The organism is Pseudomonas sp. FW305-20, assembly GCF_058788075.1.
Genome location: NZ_JBYTAJ010000010.1, coordinates 144,356 through 163,807, shown reverse-complemented (window position 1 = coordinate 163,807; position 19,452 = coordinate 144,356). Strand labels below are relative to the sequence as shown.

The window sequence follows — 19,452 nt, the reverse complement described above, 5'->3', positions numbered from 1 at the left end:
CCCACGCTCTGCGTGGGAACGCATCCAGTGACGCTCTGCGTCACAGGGACGCGGAGCGTCCCGGGCGGCATTCCCACGCAGAGCGTGGGAACGATCATCCGGTGAACCGTCGTCCCGTGTGACTTGCTTACTTCGCAGCCCAGGAATTGAAGCGCTGTTCCAGTTGCTCACCGTTGTCAGCCCAGAAGCTGACGTCGATCTGCACCTGGTTGGCGATGTTTTCCGGGGTGGTCGGCATGTCTTTCAGGACATCCTTGGCCAGCAACGGTACGGCTTGAATGTTGGCCGGGCCGTAAGCGATGTTTTCCGAGTAGGTCTTCTGCTGCGGCGGCGCCACGGAGAACGCGATGAATTTCTTCGCCGCTTCGGCGCGCTTAGGGTCCAGACCTTTAGGGATGGCCCATGCGTCGAAGTCGTAGATACCGCCGTTCCACACGACTTTCAGGTTGCTTTCTTTTTGCACGGCAGCGATCCGGCCGTTGTAGGCCGAGCTCATGACCACGTCACCGGAAGCGAGGTATTGCGGCGGTTGCGCGCCGGCTTCCCACCACTGGATGCTTGGTTTGAGCTCATCGAGCTTCTTGAACGCGCGGTCCTGACCATCCTTGCCGGCCAATACTTTGTAGACGTCTTTCGGCGCAACGCCGTCGGCCATCAGAGCGAATTCCAGGGTGTACTTGGCGCCTTTGCGCAGGCCACGTTTGCCCGGGAATGTCTTGGTGTCCCAGAAATCGACCCAACTGGTTGGCGCGGTTTTCAGCTTGTCGGCGTTGTAGGCCAGCACGGTCGACCACACGAAGAAGCCCACGCCGCATGGCTGGATGGCGCCTTTGACGTAGTCTTCGGTCTTGCCGAACAGCGCAGGATCGAGTTGCTCGAACATGTCTTCGTCGCAACCACGGGACAGTTCTGGCGATTCGACTTCTACCAGGTCCCAGGACACGCTCTTGGTGTCGACCATGGCTTTGACCTTGGCCATTTCACCGTTGTACTCGCCTGCCACGATCTTGCCGTTGCCTGCCGCTTCCCACGGTGCATAGAAGGCCTTGACCTGCGCCGCCTTGTTCGCCCCGCCAAAGGACACCACGGTCAGGTCCGGGCCCGCCGCCATTGCGTGTGCCGCACCGATCATGCCCATGACCAAAGCGGTGAATTTCAGGGATCTCAACATTTATTGTTCTCTCCACGTGCAGGGTTGGTGTTGTTGAAGCAGGGGGCGATCAATGCGCCTCTAAAAGTGGGTCGAGCGCGCGAACGTGTTCGACCTGCCAGCCAAGCGGTACCACATCCCCAACAGCCAGCGCGGGATCGAGCTCGGCAATCGGTTGTTTCACAAAGAAATCGCTCTTGCCGCAGACTTCCAGGCGAACCCGGACGTGGTCGCCCAGATAGATGAATTCCTCCACCCGCCCTGAGAAGCGGTTGACGCATTGGTCGCTTGCGCCGTTGAGGCTGATGCGCTCGGGGCGAATCGACAGCGTGACGGGTTCGCCGGTCTTGCCGACGTTGACCGCCAGGGCTTCAACTTTTTCACCGCGCCCCAACTCAACCACGCAGCGGTCGCCGGTGTGGCTGTGCAAGCGGCCATTGAGGCGGTTGTTCTCGCCGATGAAGTTGGCGACGAAGGTGTTTTTCGGCTCTTCGTAGAGGGTGCGCGGCGGCGCGATCTGCTGGATTTCGCCCTGATGGAACACGGCTACACGGTCGGACATGGTCAGGGCTTCGCCCTGGTCGTGGGTCACGTAGACCACGGTCACGCCGAGGCGCTGGTGCAGGTGCTTGATTTCCATCTGCATGTGTTCACGCAGTTGTTTGTCGAGTGCGCCGAGGGGTTCGTCCATCAGCACCAGTTGCGGTTCAAACACCAACGCGCGGGCCAAAGCCACACGCTGCTGCTGACCGCCGGACAGTTGCGCCGGATAACGCTGGGCGAAGGTGTCGAGCTGGACCATGCTCAGGACTTTTTTGACCTTGTCGCTGACGTCGCTCTTGTTCAAGCCGCGCACGGTCAACGGGAACGCCAGGTTCTCGGCAACGGTCATGTGCGGGAACAATGCATAGTTCTGGAACACCATGCCGATGTCGCGTTTGTGCGGCGGCACGTTGTTGATGGAACGCCCGGCCAGCAGGATTTCGCCTGCGGTCGGTGTTTCGAAACCGGCGAGCATCATCAGGCTGGTGGTCTTGCCGGAGCCGGACGGCCCGAGCAGGGTGAGGAATTCGCCTTTGCGAATCTCCAGGTTGAGGTCTTTGACGATCAGGTTCTCGCCGTCGTAGCTTTTTTGCACTCCACGAAAGCTGACCAGAATATCGCTGGCCCCTGCGTTTGAATCGACCTGGCTCATACCCACACCTTTATTGTGATGACTGCTGTGGACTAAGCCTAGTGGACGCTGCCGACCACGCAAATCGGGGCGCAGGAGAGAATGGCCTCAGCAGGATGGAAGGTTGGGGGTAGGGATTGCCCTACAAGGATGGCGGGGATGGATAGGAGCAGCGGCAAGCTTCAAGCTGCAAGCCGCAAGAACGGGTAAAAGCAGCTTTGCAGGATGTCGTAAATGGGCATGCGACCACTATCCCTGTGGGAGCGAGCCTGCTCGCGATTGCGGTCTGACATTCAACATTAATGTCGACTGATAGTCCGCTATCGCGAGCAGGCTCGCTCCCACAGGGGACAGCGGCGTTCTTAGAGAAGTTTGTGCTCCATGGCGTACTTCACCAGTTCCGCCAGGGAGGTGATGTTGAGTTTTTGCATCAGCCGCGCCTTGTGGGTGCTGATGGTTTTGCTGCTCAGGGCCAGTTGCTGGGCGATGTCGTTGACGTTGGCGCCCTGGGCCAGGCGTTCGAACACCGAGAATTCACGCTCGGACAACAACGAGTGCAACGGCCGCGAATCGGTCAGGCCGACTTCGAAGACCATGCGGTCGGCCAGGTCCGGGTCGATGTAGCGCCCGCCCGCCGCGACCTTGCGGATTGCCGTCAGCAGCAGTGCCGGATCGCTGTCCTTGGTCGCATAACCCGCGGCGCCGACCTTCAACGCTCGAGCGGCCATTTGCGCTTCGTCGTGCATCGACAACACCAGAATCGCCGGCGGATTGTTCAAGGCGCGAATCCGCGGAATCGCCTCCAGCCCGTTAACCCCGGGCATGGAGATGTCCAGCAAGACCACTTCACAGGGAACATGACGCAAGGTCTCGAGCAACTGCTCACCATTGCTCGCCTCCCCTACCACCAGCAAATCCTTGGCCAGGCCGATCAATTGCTTGATGCCTTCGCGGACGATGGTGTGGTCTTCGGCTACCAGTACACGGATCACTTACTTCTCCTCATCCAGCGGCACTCGCACGCTCAGGGTCGTGCCTTCACCCGGTTCACTCTCAAGCGACAACTGCCCGCCCATGATCAACACTCGCTCGCGCATGCCGACCACCCCGAAGGAGGTTGACCTACCGGTGGCAGGGACAAATCCTACGCCATCATCGCTGACGGTCAGACACAACTCGTCACCTTCAAGCACCAGCGTCAGTTCAACAGTATGCGCCTGGGCATGGCGCATGACATTGGTCAGCGCTTCCTGAAGGATCCTAAACAGACCAATCGCCTTGGCATCACTGAGCAGCGGCAGGTTCTCCGGCACCTGCACCAGACACGGAATCTGCGTGCGCGCCTCGAATCGGCGGGCCTGCCATTCGATAGCCGAGGCGATCCCGGCGTCGAGAATCGGCGGCCGCAGCGCCGTGGCCACGTCGCGTACCAATTGGAACAGCTGCGCGATCAGTCGCTTCATGCTGTTCAAGCGCTCGTTCAGACCAGGGTCGAGCTGGGCGTAGGCCAATTCGCACATGGAGGTTTCCAGCTTCAACACGGTGAGCATCTGACCCAGTTCATCGTGAACTTCCCGGGCGATGCGGGCTTTTTCTTCTTCTCGCACACTCTCCAGGTGCGCGGACAATTCACGCAACTGTTCGCGAGAGCTGGCCAGTTCCAATTCGATGCGCTTGCTCTCGCTGATGTCCCAGACGATCCCGTCCCAGACATAGGCGCCGTCTTCGAGTCGGCGGGTGATGGCCTTGATCTCGGCCCAGCGCTGTTCGCCGGAACGGGTGAGAATCCGTCCCTGCCATGACCAGTCACTGTCGGTATCCAGCGCATGGTCCTGGGTTTGGTGATAACTGGCCTTGTCGTCCGGGTGCACCAGACTGCGCAAGCCTTTGTCGCGATGGGCCAGGGTGGCCGGCGCGTAACCGACCAGGCTCTCGCTGCCTTCACTGATGTAGGCAAAATCGATCTGTCCCGTCACCGGCGCCCGCTCCAGACGAAAGACCAGCCCCGGAACGTTGGCGGCGATCCCTTGCAGACGCGCCTCGCTTTCCTGCAGCGCAGCCAATGCACGACGGCGCTCGGTGACGTCATTGAGGTAAACCACCAGGTATTCGCTGTCGCGAAACCGCAAAAAGCTCAGCGAAACATCCACCGGCAGGTTGCTGCCATCCGCCCGTATGCAGTTGGTTTCGAAACTTTGCGGGCCGTCCTCGCTGGCCCGGGCGCGCTTCCACAGGTTCAGCCAGCGGTCCATGTGCAAGCCGGGCTCGAAGTCGATCAGCGGCCGATCAATGATCCCGCCCGCCGGATAACCCAGCATGGTTTCGGCCGCGCGATTGGCGTAGCGCACATGGCTGTCCCAGTTGACCCAAAGGATGCCGACAGTGCTCTGGTCGATGGAAAACTGGGTGAGGCGCAAGGCTTCTTCGCTGGCGGCACGCAAGGCAATGTCTTCACGCGCGGCCCGCAAACGATGCTCAAGACTGTGCTGCTGCCGACGCTGCCAGAACACGATGGCCATGCTGCTCAGCATCAGCACCGCCAACAACAGACAGAGGTTTTGCCAGAAACCGGGGGACTCGGTCAGGCGCGGGTATTTGGGTTGCAGCCATTGGTTGTGCAGCTGCTCCAGGTCCTTGGCGGGGATCGCCCGCAGCGCGCTTTCGACGATGCCGGCCAGTTCTGGCCAATCCCGGCGCGTGGCCACCCGCAACAATTGCGGCAAGCCGATATCACCGACCACCACCAGCCCGGCGAACTCAGGTTCGGCAGACAAACGCCCCAACTGCGCTTCGTCGACCACGGCGTAACTGGCCTGCTGACTCAATAACAGTTGCAGTGCCTGGCGTTCGATCGGTACGCCTTGAAGGTTCAGGTGCGGGTAATTGCTGCGCAGGTAATCGGCGGTGGCGCCGGGCATGCGCACGGCGACGCGGGTCTGGCTGTCGAGTTTTTCCAGCTCGACCACGCCGGTGCTTTTCTGGTCGCTGACCACCAGTTGCGGCACCCGCATATACGGGTCGGAAAACTGCCAGAGCCGCAAGCCACCGGGGGTTTGGGTCAGCCCCGGAGCGATGTCGATTTCACCCTCGCGCGCGGCGGCTTCCAGTTGCGCCAGGTCGGGAAAGTTGCGCCAGCTCAGCTCGACCTTGAGCGCCTTGGCCAGCCACTTCATCAGCTCGACATTGACCCCCGACAAACGCTGCAAGCGGCGATCGTATTGGGCGTAGGGCACCTGCAACACCAGCCCCACGCGCAATTCGCCATGCTGCGCCAGCCATTGCTGCTGGCCCGCGGACAATTGCGCGACGTGCACCGGGGGCGCGGGAGCCGCCCAGCCCATCAAGGGAAACCACAAACAGCCGATAACCCACAGGCAGCGAAAACGCATCATCGAAATCTCACACACTGACAAATACTGACCAACCCATTAGGCTGCCGGAATAACTTCTGGCCTGGAATATCCGATGCCCCCTGTCTACCGCCTGGCACTGCCAGCATTGTGCCTGTCGCTGATCCTGCCATGCGCCTTTTCTGTCGAGGCCGCCGACCCGGCACCTGCCGCAACGCAAACACCCGGCGAAGAAAAACCGCTCGAGCGCCAGCCGCTGCTTGAGCGTAGTCAGGAAGAGGCGTCTGCACTTGAGCGACAGATCCCGGCTCAGGAACAGCAGCAACTGCAAGCAGGTGGCGACACGTTTCTGGCCTTGTGGAAACCGGCCAATACCGCCGAACCCAAAGGCGCGGTGATTATCATCCCGGGGGCCGGCGAAACCGTTGACTGGCCGCAAGCAATCGGTCCATTGCGCCGTAAATTGCCGGACGCCGAGTGGAGCAGCCTGAGTATCACCTTGCCGGACCTGCAAAGCGATGCCATCGCGCCGCGAATCGTCGAAGTGGCGCCCCCACCAAAAGCCGCTGACACCGGCAGCAAAGACTCGACCACTGCAGCACCCATCGAGCAAGCGGCGGGCGGTGAAGCGGAGGTGGCGGACAAGGCAATCGCCGAAACCACCGAGGAACAGGCCAAAGCCGACGCCGAACGAATCTTCGCCCGCATCGACGCTGCGATTGCCTACGCCGAACAGCAAAGCGCTCGCAGCATTGTCGTGCTGGGGCATGGCACTGGCGCCTACTGGGCCGCGCGATACCTGAGCGAGAAGCAGCCCTCGCAAGTGGAGAAATTTGTGATGGTCGCCGCTCAGATGCCGGCCAAAGCCAAACCAGAGCTGGTCGAACTGACACCAAACCTGAAGCTGCCCACCGCAGACATTTTCTATATGGACAAGCCGCTGGATCGCAACCTGGCGCTTGAACGCTTGCAAGCCAGCAAACGCTTGAAGACTGTGGGGTTCAGTCAGGTTTCGCTCAAGGCGTTGCCGGGCAATTCCAAGGCTGAGCAAGAGCAACTGTTCCGTCGGGTGCGCGGTTGGTTGAATCCACAGAACGCGGTCAACTGATAGACCGCGTCGCCCCCCTTCGCGAGCAAGCCCGCTCCCACATTTGACCGGTGTACACAGGACAAATGTGGGAGCGGGCTTGCTCGCGAAGGGGGCGTACAAACACTACAAATCTGTCGCCCTAACGAAAATCCCGCCGCTCACGAATCAATGTATAGGCGCTATGCAGTTCGCGGGTCTTGTCAGTGGCTTCGCGCACCTGCAGCGCCGTCGCACCGCTGCCGGCGATCTTGTCCGGGTGATGGCGACTCAGCAGGCGTCGATAAGCACGCTTGATCTGCGCCGGCTCGGTGGTCGCCGAAACGCCCAGAAGCCGCAATGCATCCTGATAGGTCAGCGCACTGCTGGTCTTTACAAACTTGTGCTGCTCGTAATCAGCCGCCAGAGCCTGCACCTGCTGTGACGTCCAGCCCAGCCATTTACCCCACTGCCTGATCAGCTCTCGCTCAGCACTGCCGGCGCGGCCATCCGCCCAGATCATCCGCCAACAGGCGCGCAAGACGCCTTCGGCCGCATGAGGCTGAGTGCTCAAGCGGCGCAAATAACCGCGCAACCGGTCATTTCCCGACTTGCCGCGATTGAACGCGGCAATGGCCCGGCGCTGGGCCGACTCGGTCATGTCCAGAGAACGCATTTCCTGACGGGCCTGCTGGATGTGGCCCTCGACCACCCTGCCATCGCTCTTGGCCAGGCGTCCCAACAACACAAACAGCAATTCATCGTTGCGCAGCACCGGGCGGCCACCGAGTTTTTCCCGCAAGTGCGCCCAACTCTGTATGTGCAAGTGCCGGTCCAGCACCTGCCCCAACAAGGCGCCAAGCATGGCCCCCGGAATGCTGGCGATGTAAAAGCCCGCTCCGGCTCCAATCAGAGTCCCTGGCCACAACATGTCAGCGTCTCGCTTCTAACAGGGCTTCGACTTCTGCCAGACGCTCGTGAGTGCCAACATCCACCCAATGTCCCTTCAAGTGCTCGCCGGTGACCTGACCATTGGCCATGGCCTTGCGCAGCAGCGGTGCAAGCTTGAAGGCACCGGCGGAGCAACCGTCGAACAGCTGCGGATGCAGGACCGCGATGCCGCTGTAGGTCAGGGTTGCAGTGCCCGGTTGAGCGTCGCGGACTTGCCCGTCGATCAGGCTGAAATCGCCGGTTGGATGATGGGCCGGGTTGTCCGCCAACACCAGATGCGCCAGCCCGGTGATGGGTTGGTGCAACGTGCTGAAGTCGTAATCGGTCCAGATGTCACCGTTGACCACCAGAAAGGCCTCGTCACCCAGCAACGGCAGCGCGCGGAAAATCCCGCCTCCGGTTTCCAGCGGCTCACCTTCCGCCGAATACTGAATGCGTACGCCATATTGCGAGCCATCGCCCAGGTAGTTTTCGATCAACTGGCCGAGCCAGGCATGGTTGATCACCACCTCGGTAAACCCCGCCACCGCCAAGGCTTTCAAGTGATACTCGATCAACGGTATGCCGCCAGCGCGAACCAGCGGTTTCGGCGTGGTCAGGGTCAGCGGGCGCATGCGCTCGCCTTTGCCGGCAGCCAGAATCATTGCCTTCATGCATTCACTCCAGCACGCAGACTCAGCAGCAACACATCCAGCTCGGCCAGTTCAGGACGGCGGGCGATCACGGCGTCTATATATGCAAAGAAGCGTGGCACATCGCCGAGATAACGTGGCTTGCCGTCACGGTGGCAGATGCGGGCAAAGATGCCGATCACTTTCAGGTGCCGCTGCACGCCCATCAGGTCACTGGCCCGCAGGAAATCTTCGAAGTCGGGCTGAACCGGGATTCCGAGATCGCCCGCTTGCTGCCAGTAAGCTTCCAGCCAGCCGCGCACGCGCTCCTCGGGCCAGCTGAGGAATGCATCCTTGAACAGGCAGGTCACGTCGTAGGTCACCGGACCATAGACGGCGTCCTGGAAATCCAGCACGCCAGGGTTGGGCTCGCTAAGCATCAGGTTGCGCGGCATGTAATCGCGGTGCACCAGCACTTTGGGCTGGGCCAGTGCGCTGTCGATCAATAGCTCGGTCACGTTCTGCCAGAGCACTTGCTGCGCCGAGTCGAACTCGATGCCCAACTCGCGCTTCACGTACCACTCAGGGAACAATTCCAGCTCTCGGCGCAGCAGCGCCACGTCATAACTTGGCAGCGGTGCAACCATCGGCAACTGCTGAAAAGCCAGCAGCGCTTGTAGGGCATCCTTGAACAAATCATCGGCATTTTCGCTGTCGATCACGTCGAGGTAGGTCTTGTTGCCCAGGTCATTGAGCAAAAGAAAACCACGTTCGAGGTCTTCAGCATAAATTTTCGGAACATTTATTCCGGATTTCCCCAGTAAAAAAGCGATATCCACGAAGGGTTTACAGTTTTCCTGGGGCGGTGGCGCGTCCATCACGACGAAGCTTCGGCCCTCGCCTTCCCAACGAAAATACCGTCGAAAACTCGCATCGCTACTGGCCGCGGTCAACGTGGCCGGGGGTACGGCACCCCAACCCTGCTCTGCAAAAAGGACAGCCAATTGCTCATCGAGCCAAACTTTCAGGTGTTGCAAACGTACATCTTGATCAGGCATTGCAAGGGTCTCCGACGGCGCTAGCCGTCAAGCGGGTCATGCTTTATTATCCAGCATCTTTTTCAGACCATCGAGAGGCGTGCGGCCCACACCGCGGGCAGATGGCACGCAGGAAGCCCGGACTAATAAGATGGCATTGAAATCCCCCGCGTTTCGTAAAAAATTTCCGTTGTTGGTTACCGGCAGTCTGCTGGCCCTGCAACCTCTAGCCACTTCGTTCGTGGTCGCCGCGGAACAGTATGACTGCTCAGTCTCTGCTTCGGGTGCCTGGAACTGTGCGCCAAAATCTCCAGCAGCTGCGCTGCCACCGCGCCCCGTCCATGACGGCAGTGCGGCGGCAACCACCAGCGGCGAGACTCCGGCTGACAGCGGTTTAAGTCAAGACACCGGCGCCAAGCCTGTGCTGGTGACCGAAGCCAAGGGCCGCGGCCTGAAGTCGCGTAGCGAAGACTACAGTCACCTCGACTGGGTTCCGCGCGAGAAGCTCACTGCAGCGCAATTGGCCGAAACCGGTCCTTACTGCGCTGGTTCCTATATCGAACCGATTCGTCCTGGCATGAATGACAAGACGAATAAAAGTGACGCTCCGACCTTCCTCGGCGCCAAAGCCTCTCGCTATAAGCAGGATGAGCAAGTCGCGACCCTCGCCGGTGACGTGGTCATGCGCCAGGGCAGCATGCAGGTCGAAGCCGACGAAGCGAACCTTTACCAGGCCGAGAGCCGTGGCGAACTGAGCGGCAACGTCCGTGTTCGCGACAACGGCGCACTGATCGTTGGCGACCACGCCGACGTGCAGCTCGACACCGGTGAAGCCAAGGTCGACAACGCCGAATACGTGATGCACAAATCCCGTATCCGCGGCAGTGCGCTGTATGCCAAGCGTGCCGAGAACGCGATCATCCGCCTCAAGGATGGTACGTACACCACGTGCGAACCGGACAGCAACGCCTGGCAGCTCAAGGGCAACAACATTACCTTGAACCCGGCCACCGGCTTCGGTACCGCGACCAACGTGACGCTGCGGGTCAAGGACATTCCGGTCCTGTACACGCCGTACATCTATTTCCCGATCGACGACCGTCGCCAGTCCGGCTTCCTGCCGCCGACCATCGGCACCGGCAGCGATACCGGCTTCTTGCTGGTCACACCGTATTACTTCAACCTGGCACCCAACTACGATGCCACGTTGTACCCACGCTACATGAGCAAGCATGGGCTGTTGATGGAAGGCGAATTCCGTTACCTGACCCCGTCCAGCGAAGGTCAGTTCGGCGCCGCGTACCTCAACGACGAAGACACCGATCGCAGCAAGCAGACCGACTACCAGAAAAACCGCTACATGTATAACTGGCAGCACAAGGGCGGTCTCGACTCGCGCGTTCTGACCCAGGTCGATTACACCAAGATCAGCGATCCGTATTACTTCCAGGATCTGCAGACTGACCAGATCGGGGTTAAAAGCTCTGATTATGTGAACCAGCAGGGTTCTGTCACCTATCGTGGCGACAGCTACACCGCTCGCGTGAACGCACAGGCTTATCAGCTCGCGACCATTTCGAACATCACACCGTATGACCGCTTGCCACAGATCACTTTCGTGGGTCAGCTGCCGACTCATCCTGGTGGCCTGAATTTCGACTACGAGACAGAAGTCGTACGGTTTGACCGTGACTTGAAGGACGGTGACTTCGTAAACGAAGATGGCACCGTTGATCCGCGCCTGGATAACAACGTTGCGGGACTGGCACGTGCCAACGGCGATCGTTTGAATCTCAAACCGGGTGTCAGCCTGCCGCTGGACTGGACTTATGGCTTCCTGAAGCCATCGCTCAAGTACCAATACACCCAGTACCAACTGGACCTGGACGGTAAAGGGAAAAGCGACATCGCTGCCCAAGATCAAGCCGCAGCTGACGCTGGGACTGAAAATATCAATGGTCATTTCGACAGCAACCAGAACCGTGGCGTGCCGATTGCAAGCATCGATAGCGGCCTGTACTTCGATCGCAATACCCAATGGTTCGGCAAGAATTATCGCCAGACCCTCGAACCGCGCCTGTTCTACCTGTACGTCCCTGAAACGGATCAGGAAGACATTCCGGTCTTCGACACCAGCGAATACACCTTCAACTATGCGTCGTTATTCCGTGACAACCGCTTCTCCGGCGCCGACCGCGTCGGCGACGAGAACAAACTGTCCTTGGGCGTAACCAACCGCTGGATCGAAGACAATGGCTTCGAACGTCAACGCATCAGCGTCGGCCAGGCCGTGTACTTCAAGGATCGCGAAGTCCAGTTGCCGGGTATCGATGCAAAAACCCGCGACGACGCGCATTCCAATGTTTCACCGTATGCGCTGGAATACGAATACCGCTGGAACCGTGATTGGCGCACCACGGCCGATTACAACTGGGACCCGGACAGCCGCAGCCCTCGCTCGGGCAGCGCGATGTTCCACTACCAGCCTGAAGACAACCCGAACAAGGTCATCAACGCCGGCTATCGCTATCGTAATGACCAGGTCCGTTACGACCAGAACACCGGTAAATGGCAAGTGGGCGGCGGTGACTACGGTACTCCGGGCCAACCTGGCTACGTGAAGGACTACTACAAGATCCAACAGCACGATTTCTCGGTGATCTGGCCGATCGTGCCGCAATGGAACGCCATCAGCCGCTGGCAGTATGACTACAACCGTAACCGTACCCTGGAAGCTTTCGGTGGTTTCGAGTACGACAACTGCTGCTGGAAACTGCGCCTGATCAACCGTTACTGGGTTTCGTATGACGAGTTCAGTCAGAACGCCCCGGAAAACGAAAAAGGCGACCACGGCATCTTCCTACAAATTGTTCTGAAGGGACTCGGCGGCCTCACCGGCGCCAAAGTAGAGAGCTTCCTCGACAAAGGCATCCAAGGTTATCGTGAACGTGAAGACCAAGCTTTCTGATTGTCTGCGCCCGCTGATGCTGGGCGCGCTGTTCCTGGGTACCGCGGCGAACGCCGCGGTGGAGTCCATCGATAAAGTGGTGGCCATTGTCGATAACGACGTGGTCATGCAGAGCCAACTGGACCAACGGGTTCATGAAGTTCAGCAAACCATCGCCAAGCGCGGTGCTGCAGTACCGCCGGCTAACGTGCTGGATCAGCAGGTACTTGAACGCCTGATCGTCGAAAACCTGCAACTGCAGATCGGCGAACGTTCCGGCATCCGCATTACCGATGAAGAACTGAACCAGGCTGTCGGCACCATTGCCCAGCGCAACAACATGTCCGTGGATCAATTCCGCGCCGCTCTGACTCGCGACGGTCTGTCTTACGACGACGCCCGTGACCAGATTCGCCGCGAAATGATCATCAGCCGTGTGCGTCAGCGTCGTGTGGCCGAGCGTATTCAGGTTTCCGAACAGGAAGTGAAGAACTTCCTCGCTTCCGACCTTGGCAAGATGCAACTGTCCGAAGAGTTCCGCCTGGCCAACATCCTGATTCCTACGCCGGAAAGCGCCAACTCCGACGCGATTCAGAATGCAGCCAAGCAAGCCGACGCGGTTTACCAGCAACTCCAGCAAGGCGCTGACTTCGGTCAGTTGGCAATCGCCAAATCCGCCAGCGAAACCGCACTGGAAGGCGGCGACATGGGCTGGCGTAAAGCCGCTCAACTGCCACCTCCGTTCGATCGCCTGCTCAGCACCATGGCAGTGGGTGATGTGACCCAACCCATGCGTACTCCGGGCGGCTTCATCATTTTGAAGATCCTCGACAAGCGTGGCGGCGAAACCCAGGTGCGTGACGAAGTGCACGTGCGTCATATCCTGGTCAAACCGAGCCCGATCCGCGACGAAGCAAAAACCAAAGCGCTCGCTGAGTCCCTCTACTCCCGCATCGAATCGGGCGAAGACTTCGGCGAACTGGCGAAAAGCTTCTCGGAAGATCCAGGTTCCGCCCTCAACGGTGGCGACCTGAACTGGATCGACCCGAATGCACTGGTTCCCGAGTTCCGCGAAGTGATGGCCAAGACCCCACAAGGTCAGCTGTCCAAGCCGTTCCAGACTCAATATGGCTGGCACGTCCTGGAAGTCCTTGGCCGTCGTGCCACTGACAGCACCACCCAGGCCCGTGAGCAGCAAGCGATGACCGTATTGCGTAACCGCAAATATGATGAAGAGCTGCAAACCTGGCTGCGTCAGATCCGTGACGAAGCGTACGTAGAGATCAAACTCCCTGGTGCAGACCAGGCAGCGCAGTGAAACCCAAACGTTTCGCGCTGACACCCGGCGAACCGGCCGGCATAGGTCCCGACCTGTGCCTGCTGCTTGCCTCGCAAGCCCAGCCACATCCCCTGATTGCCATTACCAGCCGCGACCTGCTCCTCGAGCGGGCCGCGCAACTGGGCGTGGTCGTCGATTTGCTGCCGGTAACCCCGGACCGCTGGCCGGATGTACCCGCGCCAGCCAACAGCCTGTATGTCTGGGATACACCGCTCAACGCCAAGGTCACTGCCGGGCAACTGGACAAGGCCAACGCGGCTTTCGTTCTGGAAACCCTGACCCGAGCGGGCCAAGGCTGCCTGGACGGGCATTTTGCCGGCATGATCACCGCCCCTGTGCACAAGGGCGTGATCAATGAATCCGGAATCGCCTTTTCCGGGCATACGGAATTTCTCGCCGACCTGACCCATACCGCACAAGTGGTGATGATGCTCGCCACTCGCGGATTGCGCGTGGCGCTGGTCACCACTCACCTGCCCCTTCGCGAGATTGCCGATGCGATCACGCCGGAGCGCCTGGAACGGGTCACGCGAATTCTGCACGCCGATCTGCAAGAAAAATTCGGCATTGCCCGGCCACGCATCCTCGTGTGTGGGCTCAACCCCCATGCCGGCGAAGGCGGACACCTGGGCCATGAAGAAATCGACATCATCGAACCTACATTAGAGCGCCTGCGCGGCGAAGGAATGGACCTTCGTGGCCCCCTGCCCGCCGACACTCTGTTTACCCCCAAGTATCTGGAGCACTGCGATGCAGTGCTGGCGATGTACCACGACCAGGGCCTGCCTGTGCTGAAGTACAAAGGCTTCGGCGCGGCAGTCAACGTGACCCTCGGCTTGCCGATCATCCGCACATCGGTGGACCACGGCACTGCCCTGGACCTGGCCGGTAGCGGCAAAATCGACACCGGCAGCCTGCAAGTCGCCCTGGAAACCGCCTACCAGATGGCCGAGACCCGTTTATGACCGAGCATTACCAACACAAGGCGCGCAAACGCTTTGGCCAGAACTTCCTGCACGATGCCGGCGTTATCGACCGTATCCTGCGCGCCATCCGCGCCAAGCCCGAAGACCGCCTGCTGGAAATCGGCCCTGGCCAGGGTGCTCTGACTCAAGGCCTGCTTAACAGCGGCGCCCAGTTGGACGTGGTGGAACTGGACAAGGATCTGATCCCGATCCTCAACCAGCAATTTGCCAGCAAGAGCAATTTCAGCCTGCATCAGGGTGATGCTCTGAAGTTCGACTTCACCAGCCTGAACGCTGCGCCGAACAGCCTGCGGGTGGTCGGCAACCTGCCGTACAACATCTCTACGCCGCTGATTTTTCACCTCCTGCATAACGCCAGCCTGATTCGCGACATGCACTTCATGCTGCAAAAAGAAGTGGTCGAGCGCCTGGCAGCAGGCCCTGGTGGTGGTGACTGGGGCCGCTTGTCGATCATGGTTCAGTATCACTGCAGGGTTGAACATCTGTTCAACGTTGGCCCGGGCGCGTTTAATCCGCCGCCAAAAGTCGACTCAGCTATCGTGCGCCTGGTGCCTCACGCAGTACTGCCGCACCCGGCCAAGGATCACAAGCTGTTGGAGCGCGTCGTGCGCGAAGCCTTTAACCAGCGCCGCAAGACCCTGCGCAACACCCTCAAGCTGCTGCTGAGCAACGCTGAAATCGAAGCCGCCGGCGTCGATGGCAGCCTGCGTCCTGAACAACTCGATCTGGCCGCCTTCGTGCGCCTGGCCGACAAGCTCAGCGAACAAGTCCTACAGACGCCCGCCGCCGACTGACAGGCAATGAGCGTTATCGGGTAGGACGCCGGACGCGATGTCTGGTTTACTACCCGATACTTGGCCTAGACTGAGTTCATTCAGCTACGCCCCGCGTCCCGCTCCGTTTTTAAGGCCTCTTGCATGTCCGATCCTCGTTATCAGGTCGACGTCAGCGTCGTCACCCGCTATCTGGCAGAACAATCGCAACCCGAGCAAAACCGCTTTGCCTTCGCCTACACCATCACCGTGCACAACAATGGCGAGCTACCGGCCAAACTGTTGTCGCGGCACTGGGTGATCACCGACGGTGACGGGCATGTCGAAGAGGTTCGCGGAGCCGGCGTTGTCGGCCTGCAACCGTTGATCGCGGTAGGCGAAAGTCACACCTACAGCAGTGGCACCGTCATGACCTCCAAGGTCGGCACGATGCAGGGCACTTATGAAATGGTTGCCGACGACGGTAAACACTTCGACGCCATCATCGCCCCATTCCGCCTGGCGGTGCCCGGAGCCCTGCACTGATGGCAACGTATGCCGTCGGCGATCTGCAGGGCTGCCTTCAAGCACTGCAATGCCTGCTCAAGCAAGTCGCCTTCGACCCGACACGGGATCGTCTGTGGCTGGTCGGCGATCTGGTCAACCGTGGCCCGCAGTCGCTGGACACCTTGCGCTTCCTCTATAGCATCCGCGAATCGCTGGTGTGCGTGCTCGGCAACCACGACCTGCACTTGCTGGCCGCCGGGAAAAACATCGAACGCCTGAAGAAGTCCGACACCCTGCTCGAGATTCTGGGAGCGCCCGATAGCGCGGAACTGCTGGAGTGGCTGCGCCAGCAAAAACTCATGCATTACGACGAACAACGCGATGTTGCCCTGGTACATGCTGGCATTCCGCCGCAGTGGTCGCTGCGCAAAGCCCTGAAGTACGCCGCCGAAGTCGAGGCTGCATTGCGCGACGATAACCTGTTGCCGCCCTACCTCGACGGCATGTACGGCAACGATCCGGCGAAATGGGACAACGACCTCAAAGGCGTGACACGCTTGCGTGTGATTACCAACTATTTCACCCGCATGCGGTTTTGTACCGCCGAGGGCAAGCTTGACCTCAAAAGCAAGGAAGGCCTCGATAATGCGCCACCGGGCTACAAACCCTGGTTTCAACACAAAGAGCGCAAGACCAAGGGCCTGAAGATCATCTTCGGCCACTGGGCCGCTCTGGAAGGCCGATGCAATGAGCCGGGCATCTCGGCCCTCGACACCGGTTGTGTCTGGGGTGGCGCCTTGACCCTGATGAATGTCGACACCGGTGAACGCCTGTCTTGCAAATGCGATGAGCATGGCCTTGCCCTGCCGCCAGTCGCCGCACCTATCCCCGAACCATCGTCAGCAAGCGCCCCGCGCTAGACTGCGCTTTCAGCCGAGCCACAGGAGCCCGCCATGAGCGAATTCAAACGTATCCCCCCGGAACAGGCCCAAGCCCTGCGCGAGCAAGGCGCGGTAGTGGTCGATGTCCGCGACCCAGCAACTTTTGCCGCGCTGCACATCGCCGGCTCGAAGCATCTGGATAACCACTCCCTCTCGGATTTCATCCGCGCTGCCGACCTCGACGCACCGACCGTGGTCGTCTGCTACCACGGCAACTCCAGTCAGAGCGCCGCCGCGTACCTCATTAGTCAGGGCTTCTCCGACGTCTACAGCATGGATGGCGGTTTTGAGCTGTGGCGTACGACTTATCCTTCGGAAACGGCGCAAGGCACTTCCGAATAATTTTTTTGTAACGCGCAAGCCCCGTCCCCCGGGGGCTAGCGCGGTGGCAGACGAACGGTCTGCCACAACTAATTACGTATCTCGCCTTTACCTGTCGAATAAGCAACTATCCTTAAGCGCAGGCCATCCAAAACAGGGGAGAGCCGGTACACCGGCGCGCGGGTCATCGGGAGTAGCTTTCGGGGTCGTCAGCTTCGAAAGAGTTCTGGGGGGTAAACAGCGACTGCATATTCGGTCGCTGCCAGCATCGACTGAATGATCCGGCGTCGGCTCCACGTATCGAGCGAGGTGACGTCATGAGTATCTTTAGCCACTTCCAACAACGCTTCGAGTCCACACGCCAGGAAGAACTCTCGCTGCAAGAGTATCTTGAACTGTGCAAAAGCGACCGTAGCGCCTACGCTTCCGCCGCCGAGCGTCTGTTACTGGCCATCGGTGAGCCGGAGCTTCTCGACACTTCGGCCAACTCGAGGCTGTCGCGGATCTTTTCCAACAAGGTAATCCGCCGCTATCCGGCCTTTGAAGACTTCCACGGGATGGAAGAATGCATTGACCAGATCGTGTCGTATTTCCGTCATGCCGCTCAGGGCCTGGAAGAGAAGAAGCAGATTCTCTATCTGCTCGGTCCTGTGGGTGGCGGTAAATCGTCCCTGGCCGAGAAGCTGAAACAGCTGATCGAAAAAGTGCCCTTCTACGCGATCAAGGGCTCGCCGGTATTCGAATCACCTCTGGGTCTGTTCAACGCCACCGAAGATGGCGCGATCCTCGAGGAAGACTTCGGCATTCCACGGCGCTACCTCAACACCATCATGTCGCCATGGGCGACCAAACGCCTCGCCGAGTTCGGCGGTGACATCAGCCAGTTCCGTGTGGTGAAGCTGTATCCGTCGATCCTCAACCAGATCGCAGTGGCCAAGACCGAGCCGGGAGATGAAAACAACCAGGACATTTCGGCACTGGTGGGCAAGGTCGATATCCGCAAACTCGAAGAATTCCCGCAGAACGATGCCGACGCCTACAGCTACTCGGGCGCACTGTGCCGGGCCAACCAGGGCCTGATGGAATTCGTCGAAATGTTCAAGGCGCCGATCAAGGTGCTGCACCCACTGCTGACAGCCACCCAGGAAGGCAACTACAACAGTACCGAAGGTCTGGGGGCCATTCCGTTTACCGGGATCCTGCTGGCCCACTCCAACGAATCGGAATGGCATACCTTCCGCAACAACAAGAACAACGAAGCCTTCATCGATCGGATCTACATCGTCAAAGTGCCGTACTGCCTGCGGGTCAGCGACGAAGTGAAGATCTACGACAAGCTCTTGTTCAACAGCTCCCTGGCCAAGGCTCACTGCGCGCCTGACACCCTGAAGATGCTTGCCCAGTTCACCGTACTGTCGCGACTCAAAGAGCCGGAAAACTCCAACATCTACTCCAAGATGCGCGTGTACGACGGTGAAAACCTCAAGGACACCGATCCGAAGGCCAAGTCGATCCAGGAATACCGCGACAACGCGGGTGTCGACGAAGGCATGAACGGCCTGTCGACTCGCTTCGCGTTCAAGATCCTGTCGAAAGTGTTCAACTTCGATCCGCACGAAATCGCTGCCAACCCGGTGCACTTGCTTTACGTGCTGGAACAACAGATCGAACAGGAACAATTCCAGGCGGAAACCCGCGAACGCTATCTGCGCTTCCTCAAGGAGTACCTGGCACCGCGTTATATCGAGTTCATCGGCAAGGAAATCCAGACCGCCTACCTCGAGTCTTACAGCGAGTATGGCCAGAACATCTTCGATCGCTATGTGCTGTACGCCGACTTCTGGATCCAGGACCAGGAATACCGCGACCCGGAAACCGGCGAGATCCTCAACCGCGTAGCGCTGAACGAAGAACTGGAGAAAATCGAAAAACCGGCCGGCATCAGCAATCCGAAGGATTTCCGCAATGAAATCGTCAACTTCGTGCTGCGCGCCCGCGCCAATAACAACGGCAAGAACCCGACCTGGCTCAGCTACGAAAAACTGCGGGTGGTCATCGAGAAGAAAATGTTCTCCAACACCGAGGACCTCCTGCCAGTCATCAGCTTCAACGCCAAGGCCAGCAAAGAGGACCAGCAGAAGCACAACGACTTCGTCACACGGATGGTCGAGCGGGGCTACACCGACAAACAGGTACGACTGCTGTCCGAGTGGTACCTGCGGGTCAGAAAATCACAATAACCCGCTGCCGGTCAGACCGGTTGTCGTCAGCCAGAGGCCTGTGTACGCATTTTCTGTTACACAGACCTCTGGAAGGTGTT

General features: G+C 59.6%; 16 protein-coding genes. 9 read left to right on the top strand and 7 right to left on the bottom strand.

The genetic code is table 11. The features are described from left to right. Positions 1-127: 127 nt before the first annotated feature. From AC3WP4_RS11635 to AC3WP4_RS11620, 4 genes are all read right to left on the bottom strand, one after another. Positions 128-1,171, bottom strand: a complete 1,044-nt coding sequence (locus AC3WP4_RS11635) for an ABC transporter substrate-binding protein (protein WP_102614864.1) — start codon at positions 1,169-1,171, stop codon at positions 128-130. Positions 1,172-1,220: 49 nt separating this feature from the next. Beyond that, positions 1,221-2,345 (bottom strand): ABC transporter ATP-binding protein, encoded by a 1,125-nt coding sequence (locus AC3WP4_RS11630; RefSeq protein ID WP_074871381.1) that lies wholly within the window; start codon positions 2,343-2,345, stop codon positions 1,221-1,223. A 341-nt stretch (positions 2,346-2,686) separates the two neighbouring features. Continuing rightward, the gene (locus AC3WP4_RS11625; RefSeq protein ID WP_003210977.1) at positions 2,687-3,316 is read right to left on the bottom strand and encodes a response regulator; all 630 of its coding nucleotides are present in this window, start codon (positions 3,314-3,316) and stop codon (positions 2,687-2,689) included. Beyond that, positions 3,317-5,716: a PAS domain-containing sensor histidine kinase gene (locus tag AC3WP4_RS11620; protein ID WP_074871384.1), complete on the bottom strand. Its 2,400-nt coding sequence runs from the start codon at positions 5,714-5,716 to the stop codon at positions 3,317-3,319. 73 nt (positions 5,717-5,789) lie between these two features. Here AC3WP4_RS11620 and AC3WP4_RS11615 point away from each other — a divergent pair, with 73 nt between their 5' ends. Next, a complete protein-coding gene (locus AC3WP4_RS11615) occupies positions 5,790-6,782 on the top strand; it encodes an alpha/beta hydrolase family protein (protein WP_102614865.1) in 993 nt (330 codons plus the stop codon). Between the two features lie 121 nt (positions 6,783-6,903). Here the strand turns inward: AC3WP4_RS11615 and AC3WP4_RS11610 are convergent, their stop codons facing one another. The 3 genes from AC3WP4_RS11610 to AC3WP4_RS11600 are packed head-to-tail and all read right to left on the bottom strand — an operon-like array spanning position 6,904 to position 9,360. Beyond that, positions 6,904-7,671, bottom strand: coding sequence for a TerB family tellurite resistance protein (locus tag AC3WP4_RS11610; protein WP_074871388.1), 768 nt, complete (start codon positions 7,669-7,671; stop codon positions 6,904-6,906). A gap of 1 nt (position 7,672) precedes the next feature. After that, a complete protein-coding gene (gene murU / locus AC3WP4_RS11605) occupies positions 7,673-8,344 on the bottom strand; it encodes an N-acetylmuramate alpha-1-phosphate uridylyltransferase MurU (RefSeq protein ID WP_074871390.1) in 672 nt (223 codons plus the stop codon). Further along, positions 8,341-9,360, bottom strand: coding sequence for an aminoglycoside phosphotransferase family protein (locus AC3WP4_RS11600; protein WP_102614866.1), 1,020 nt, complete (start codon positions 9,358-9,360; stop codon positions 8,341-8,343). The genes murU and AC3WP4_RS11600 overlap by 4 nt, the downstream gene beginning before the upstream one ends. Before the next feature lie 130 nt (positions 9,361-9,490). On the opposite strand from AC3WP4_RS11600, the gene AC3WP4_RS11595 reads away from it, so the two are divergent. The 8 genes from AC3WP4_RS11595 to AC3WP4_RS11560 all read left to right on the top strand — a co-directional run bounded on the left by AC3WP4_RS11595 (position 9,491) and on the right by AC3WP4_RS11560 (position 19,372). Beyond that, positions 9,491-12,307: an LPS-assembly protein LptD gene (locus AC3WP4_RS11595; protein WP_102614867.1), complete on the top strand. Its 2,817-nt coding sequence runs from the start codon at positions 9,491-9,493 to the stop codon at positions 12,305-12,307. Next, positions 12,288-13,604, top strand: a complete 1,317-nt coding sequence (gene surA, locus AC3WP4_RS11590; protein WP_139273350.1) for a peptidylprolyl isomerase SurA — start codon at positions 12,288-12,290, stop codon at positions 13,602-13,604. Before AC3WP4_RS11595 ends, surA begins: the two co-directional genes overlap by 20 nt. Then, positions 13,601-14,590, top strand: coding sequence for a 4-hydroxythreonine-4-phosphate dehydrogenase PdxA (pdxA, locus tag AC3WP4_RS11585; protein ID WP_074871395.1), 990 nt, complete (start codon positions 13,601-13,603; stop codon positions 14,588-14,590). The genes surA and pdxA overlap by 4 nt, the downstream gene beginning before the upstream one ends. Next, on the top strand, positions 14,587-15,405 hold the full coding sequence (gene rsmA, locus AC3WP4_RS11580; RefSeq protein ID WP_008147203.1) for a 16S rRNA (adenine(1518)-N(6)/adenine(1519)-N(6))-dimethyltransferase RsmA: 819 nt from the start codon (positions 14,587-14,589) through the stop codon (positions 15,403-15,405). The genes pdxA and rsmA overlap by 4 nt, the downstream gene beginning before the upstream one ends. Before the next feature lie 123 nt (positions 15,406-15,528). Next, positions 15,529-15,909 carry a Co2+/Mg2+ efflux protein ApaG gene (apaG, locus tag AC3WP4_RS11575; RefSeq protein ID WP_074871397.1) on the top strand — a complete coding sequence of 127 codons (381 nt, stop codon included), beginning with the start codon at positions 15,529-15,531 and terminating at the stop codon, positions 15,907-15,909. Next, positions 15,909-16,790 carry a symmetrical bis(5'-nucleosyl)-tetraphosphatase gene (locus AC3WP4_RS11570; protein WP_074871399.1) on the top strand — a complete coding sequence of 294 codons (882 nt, stop codon included), beginning with the start codon at positions 15,909-15,911 and terminating at the stop codon, positions 16,788-16,790. The genes apaG and AC3WP4_RS11570 overlap by 1 nt, the downstream gene beginning before the upstream one ends. Positions 16,791-16,823: 33 nt before the next feature. Continuing rightward, positions 16,824-17,153, top strand: coding sequence for a thiosulfate sulfurtransferase GlpE (gene glpE, locus AC3WP4_RS11565; RefSeq protein WP_074871401.1), 330 nt, complete (start codon positions 16,824-16,826; stop codon positions 17,151-17,153). Positions 17,154-17,449: 296 nt separating this feature from the next. Continuing rightward, positions 17,450-19,372 (top strand): PrkA family serine protein kinase, encoded by a 1,923-nt coding sequence (locus AC3WP4_RS11560; RefSeq protein WP_033056218.1) that lies wholly within the window; start codon positions 17,450-17,452, stop codon positions 19,370-19,372. Positions 19,373-19,452 lie beyond the last annotated feature (80 nt).

What these genes read in the sequence shown, in the direction of transcription:
- murU (WP_074871390.1), bottom strand. Translation starts at nt 8,344, where the DNA reads ATGAAGGCAATGATTCTGGCTGCCGGCAAAGGCGAGCGCATGCGCCCG.
- glpE (WP_074871401.1), top strand. Translation starts at nt 16,824, where the DNA reads ATGAGCGAATTCAAACGTATCCCCCCGGAACAGGCCCAAGCCCTGCGC.
- AC3WP4_RS11570 (WP_074871399.1), top strand. Translation starts at nt 15,909, where the DNA reads ATGGCAACGTATGCCGTCGGCGATCTGCAGGGCTGCCTTCAAGCACTG.
- AC3WP4_RS11615 (WP_102614865.1), top strand. Translation starts at nt 5,790, where the DNA reads ATGCCCCCTGTCTACCGCCTGGCACTGCCAGCATTGTGCCTGTCGCTG.
- AC3WP4_RS11610 (WP_074871388.1), bottom strand. Translation starts at nt 7,671, where the DNA reads ATGTTGTGGCCAGGGACTCTGATTGGAGCCGGAGCGGGCTTTTACATC.
- AC3WP4_RS11600 (WP_102614866.1), bottom strand. Translation starts at nt 9,360, where the DNA reads ATGCCTGATCAAGATGTACGTTTGCAACACCTGAAAGTTTGGCTCGAT.
- AC3WP4_RS11630 (WP_074871381.1), bottom strand. Translation starts at nt 2,345, where the DNA reads ATGAGCCAGGTCGATTCAAACGCAGGGGCCAGCGATATTCTGGTCAGC.
- AC3WP4_RS11635 (WP_102614864.1), bottom strand. Translation starts at nt 1,171, where the DNA reads ATGTTGAGATCCCTGAAATTCACCGCTTTGGTCATGGGCATGATCGGT.
- AC3WP4_RS11560 (WP_033056218.1), top strand. Translation starts at nt 17,450, where the DNA reads ATGAGTATCTTTAGCCACTTCCAACAACGCTTCGAGTCCACACGCCAG.
- AC3WP4_RS11595 (WP_102614867.1), top strand. Translation starts at nt 9,491, where the DNA reads ATGGCATTGAAATCCCCCGCGTTTCGTAAAAAATTTCCGTTGTTGGTT.
- rsmA (WP_008147203.1), top strand. Translation starts at nt 14,587, where the DNA reads ATGACCGAGCATTACCAACACAAGGCGCGCAAACGCTTTGGCCAGAAC.
- apaG (WP_074871397.1), top strand. Translation starts at nt 15,529, where the DNA reads ATGTCCGATCCTCGTTATCAGGTCGACGTCAGCGTCGTCACCCGCTAT.
- AC3WP4_RS11620 (WP_074871384.1), bottom strand. Translation starts at nt 5,716, where the DNA reads ATGATGCGTTTTCGCTGCCTGTGGGTTATCGGCTGTTTGTGGTTTCCC.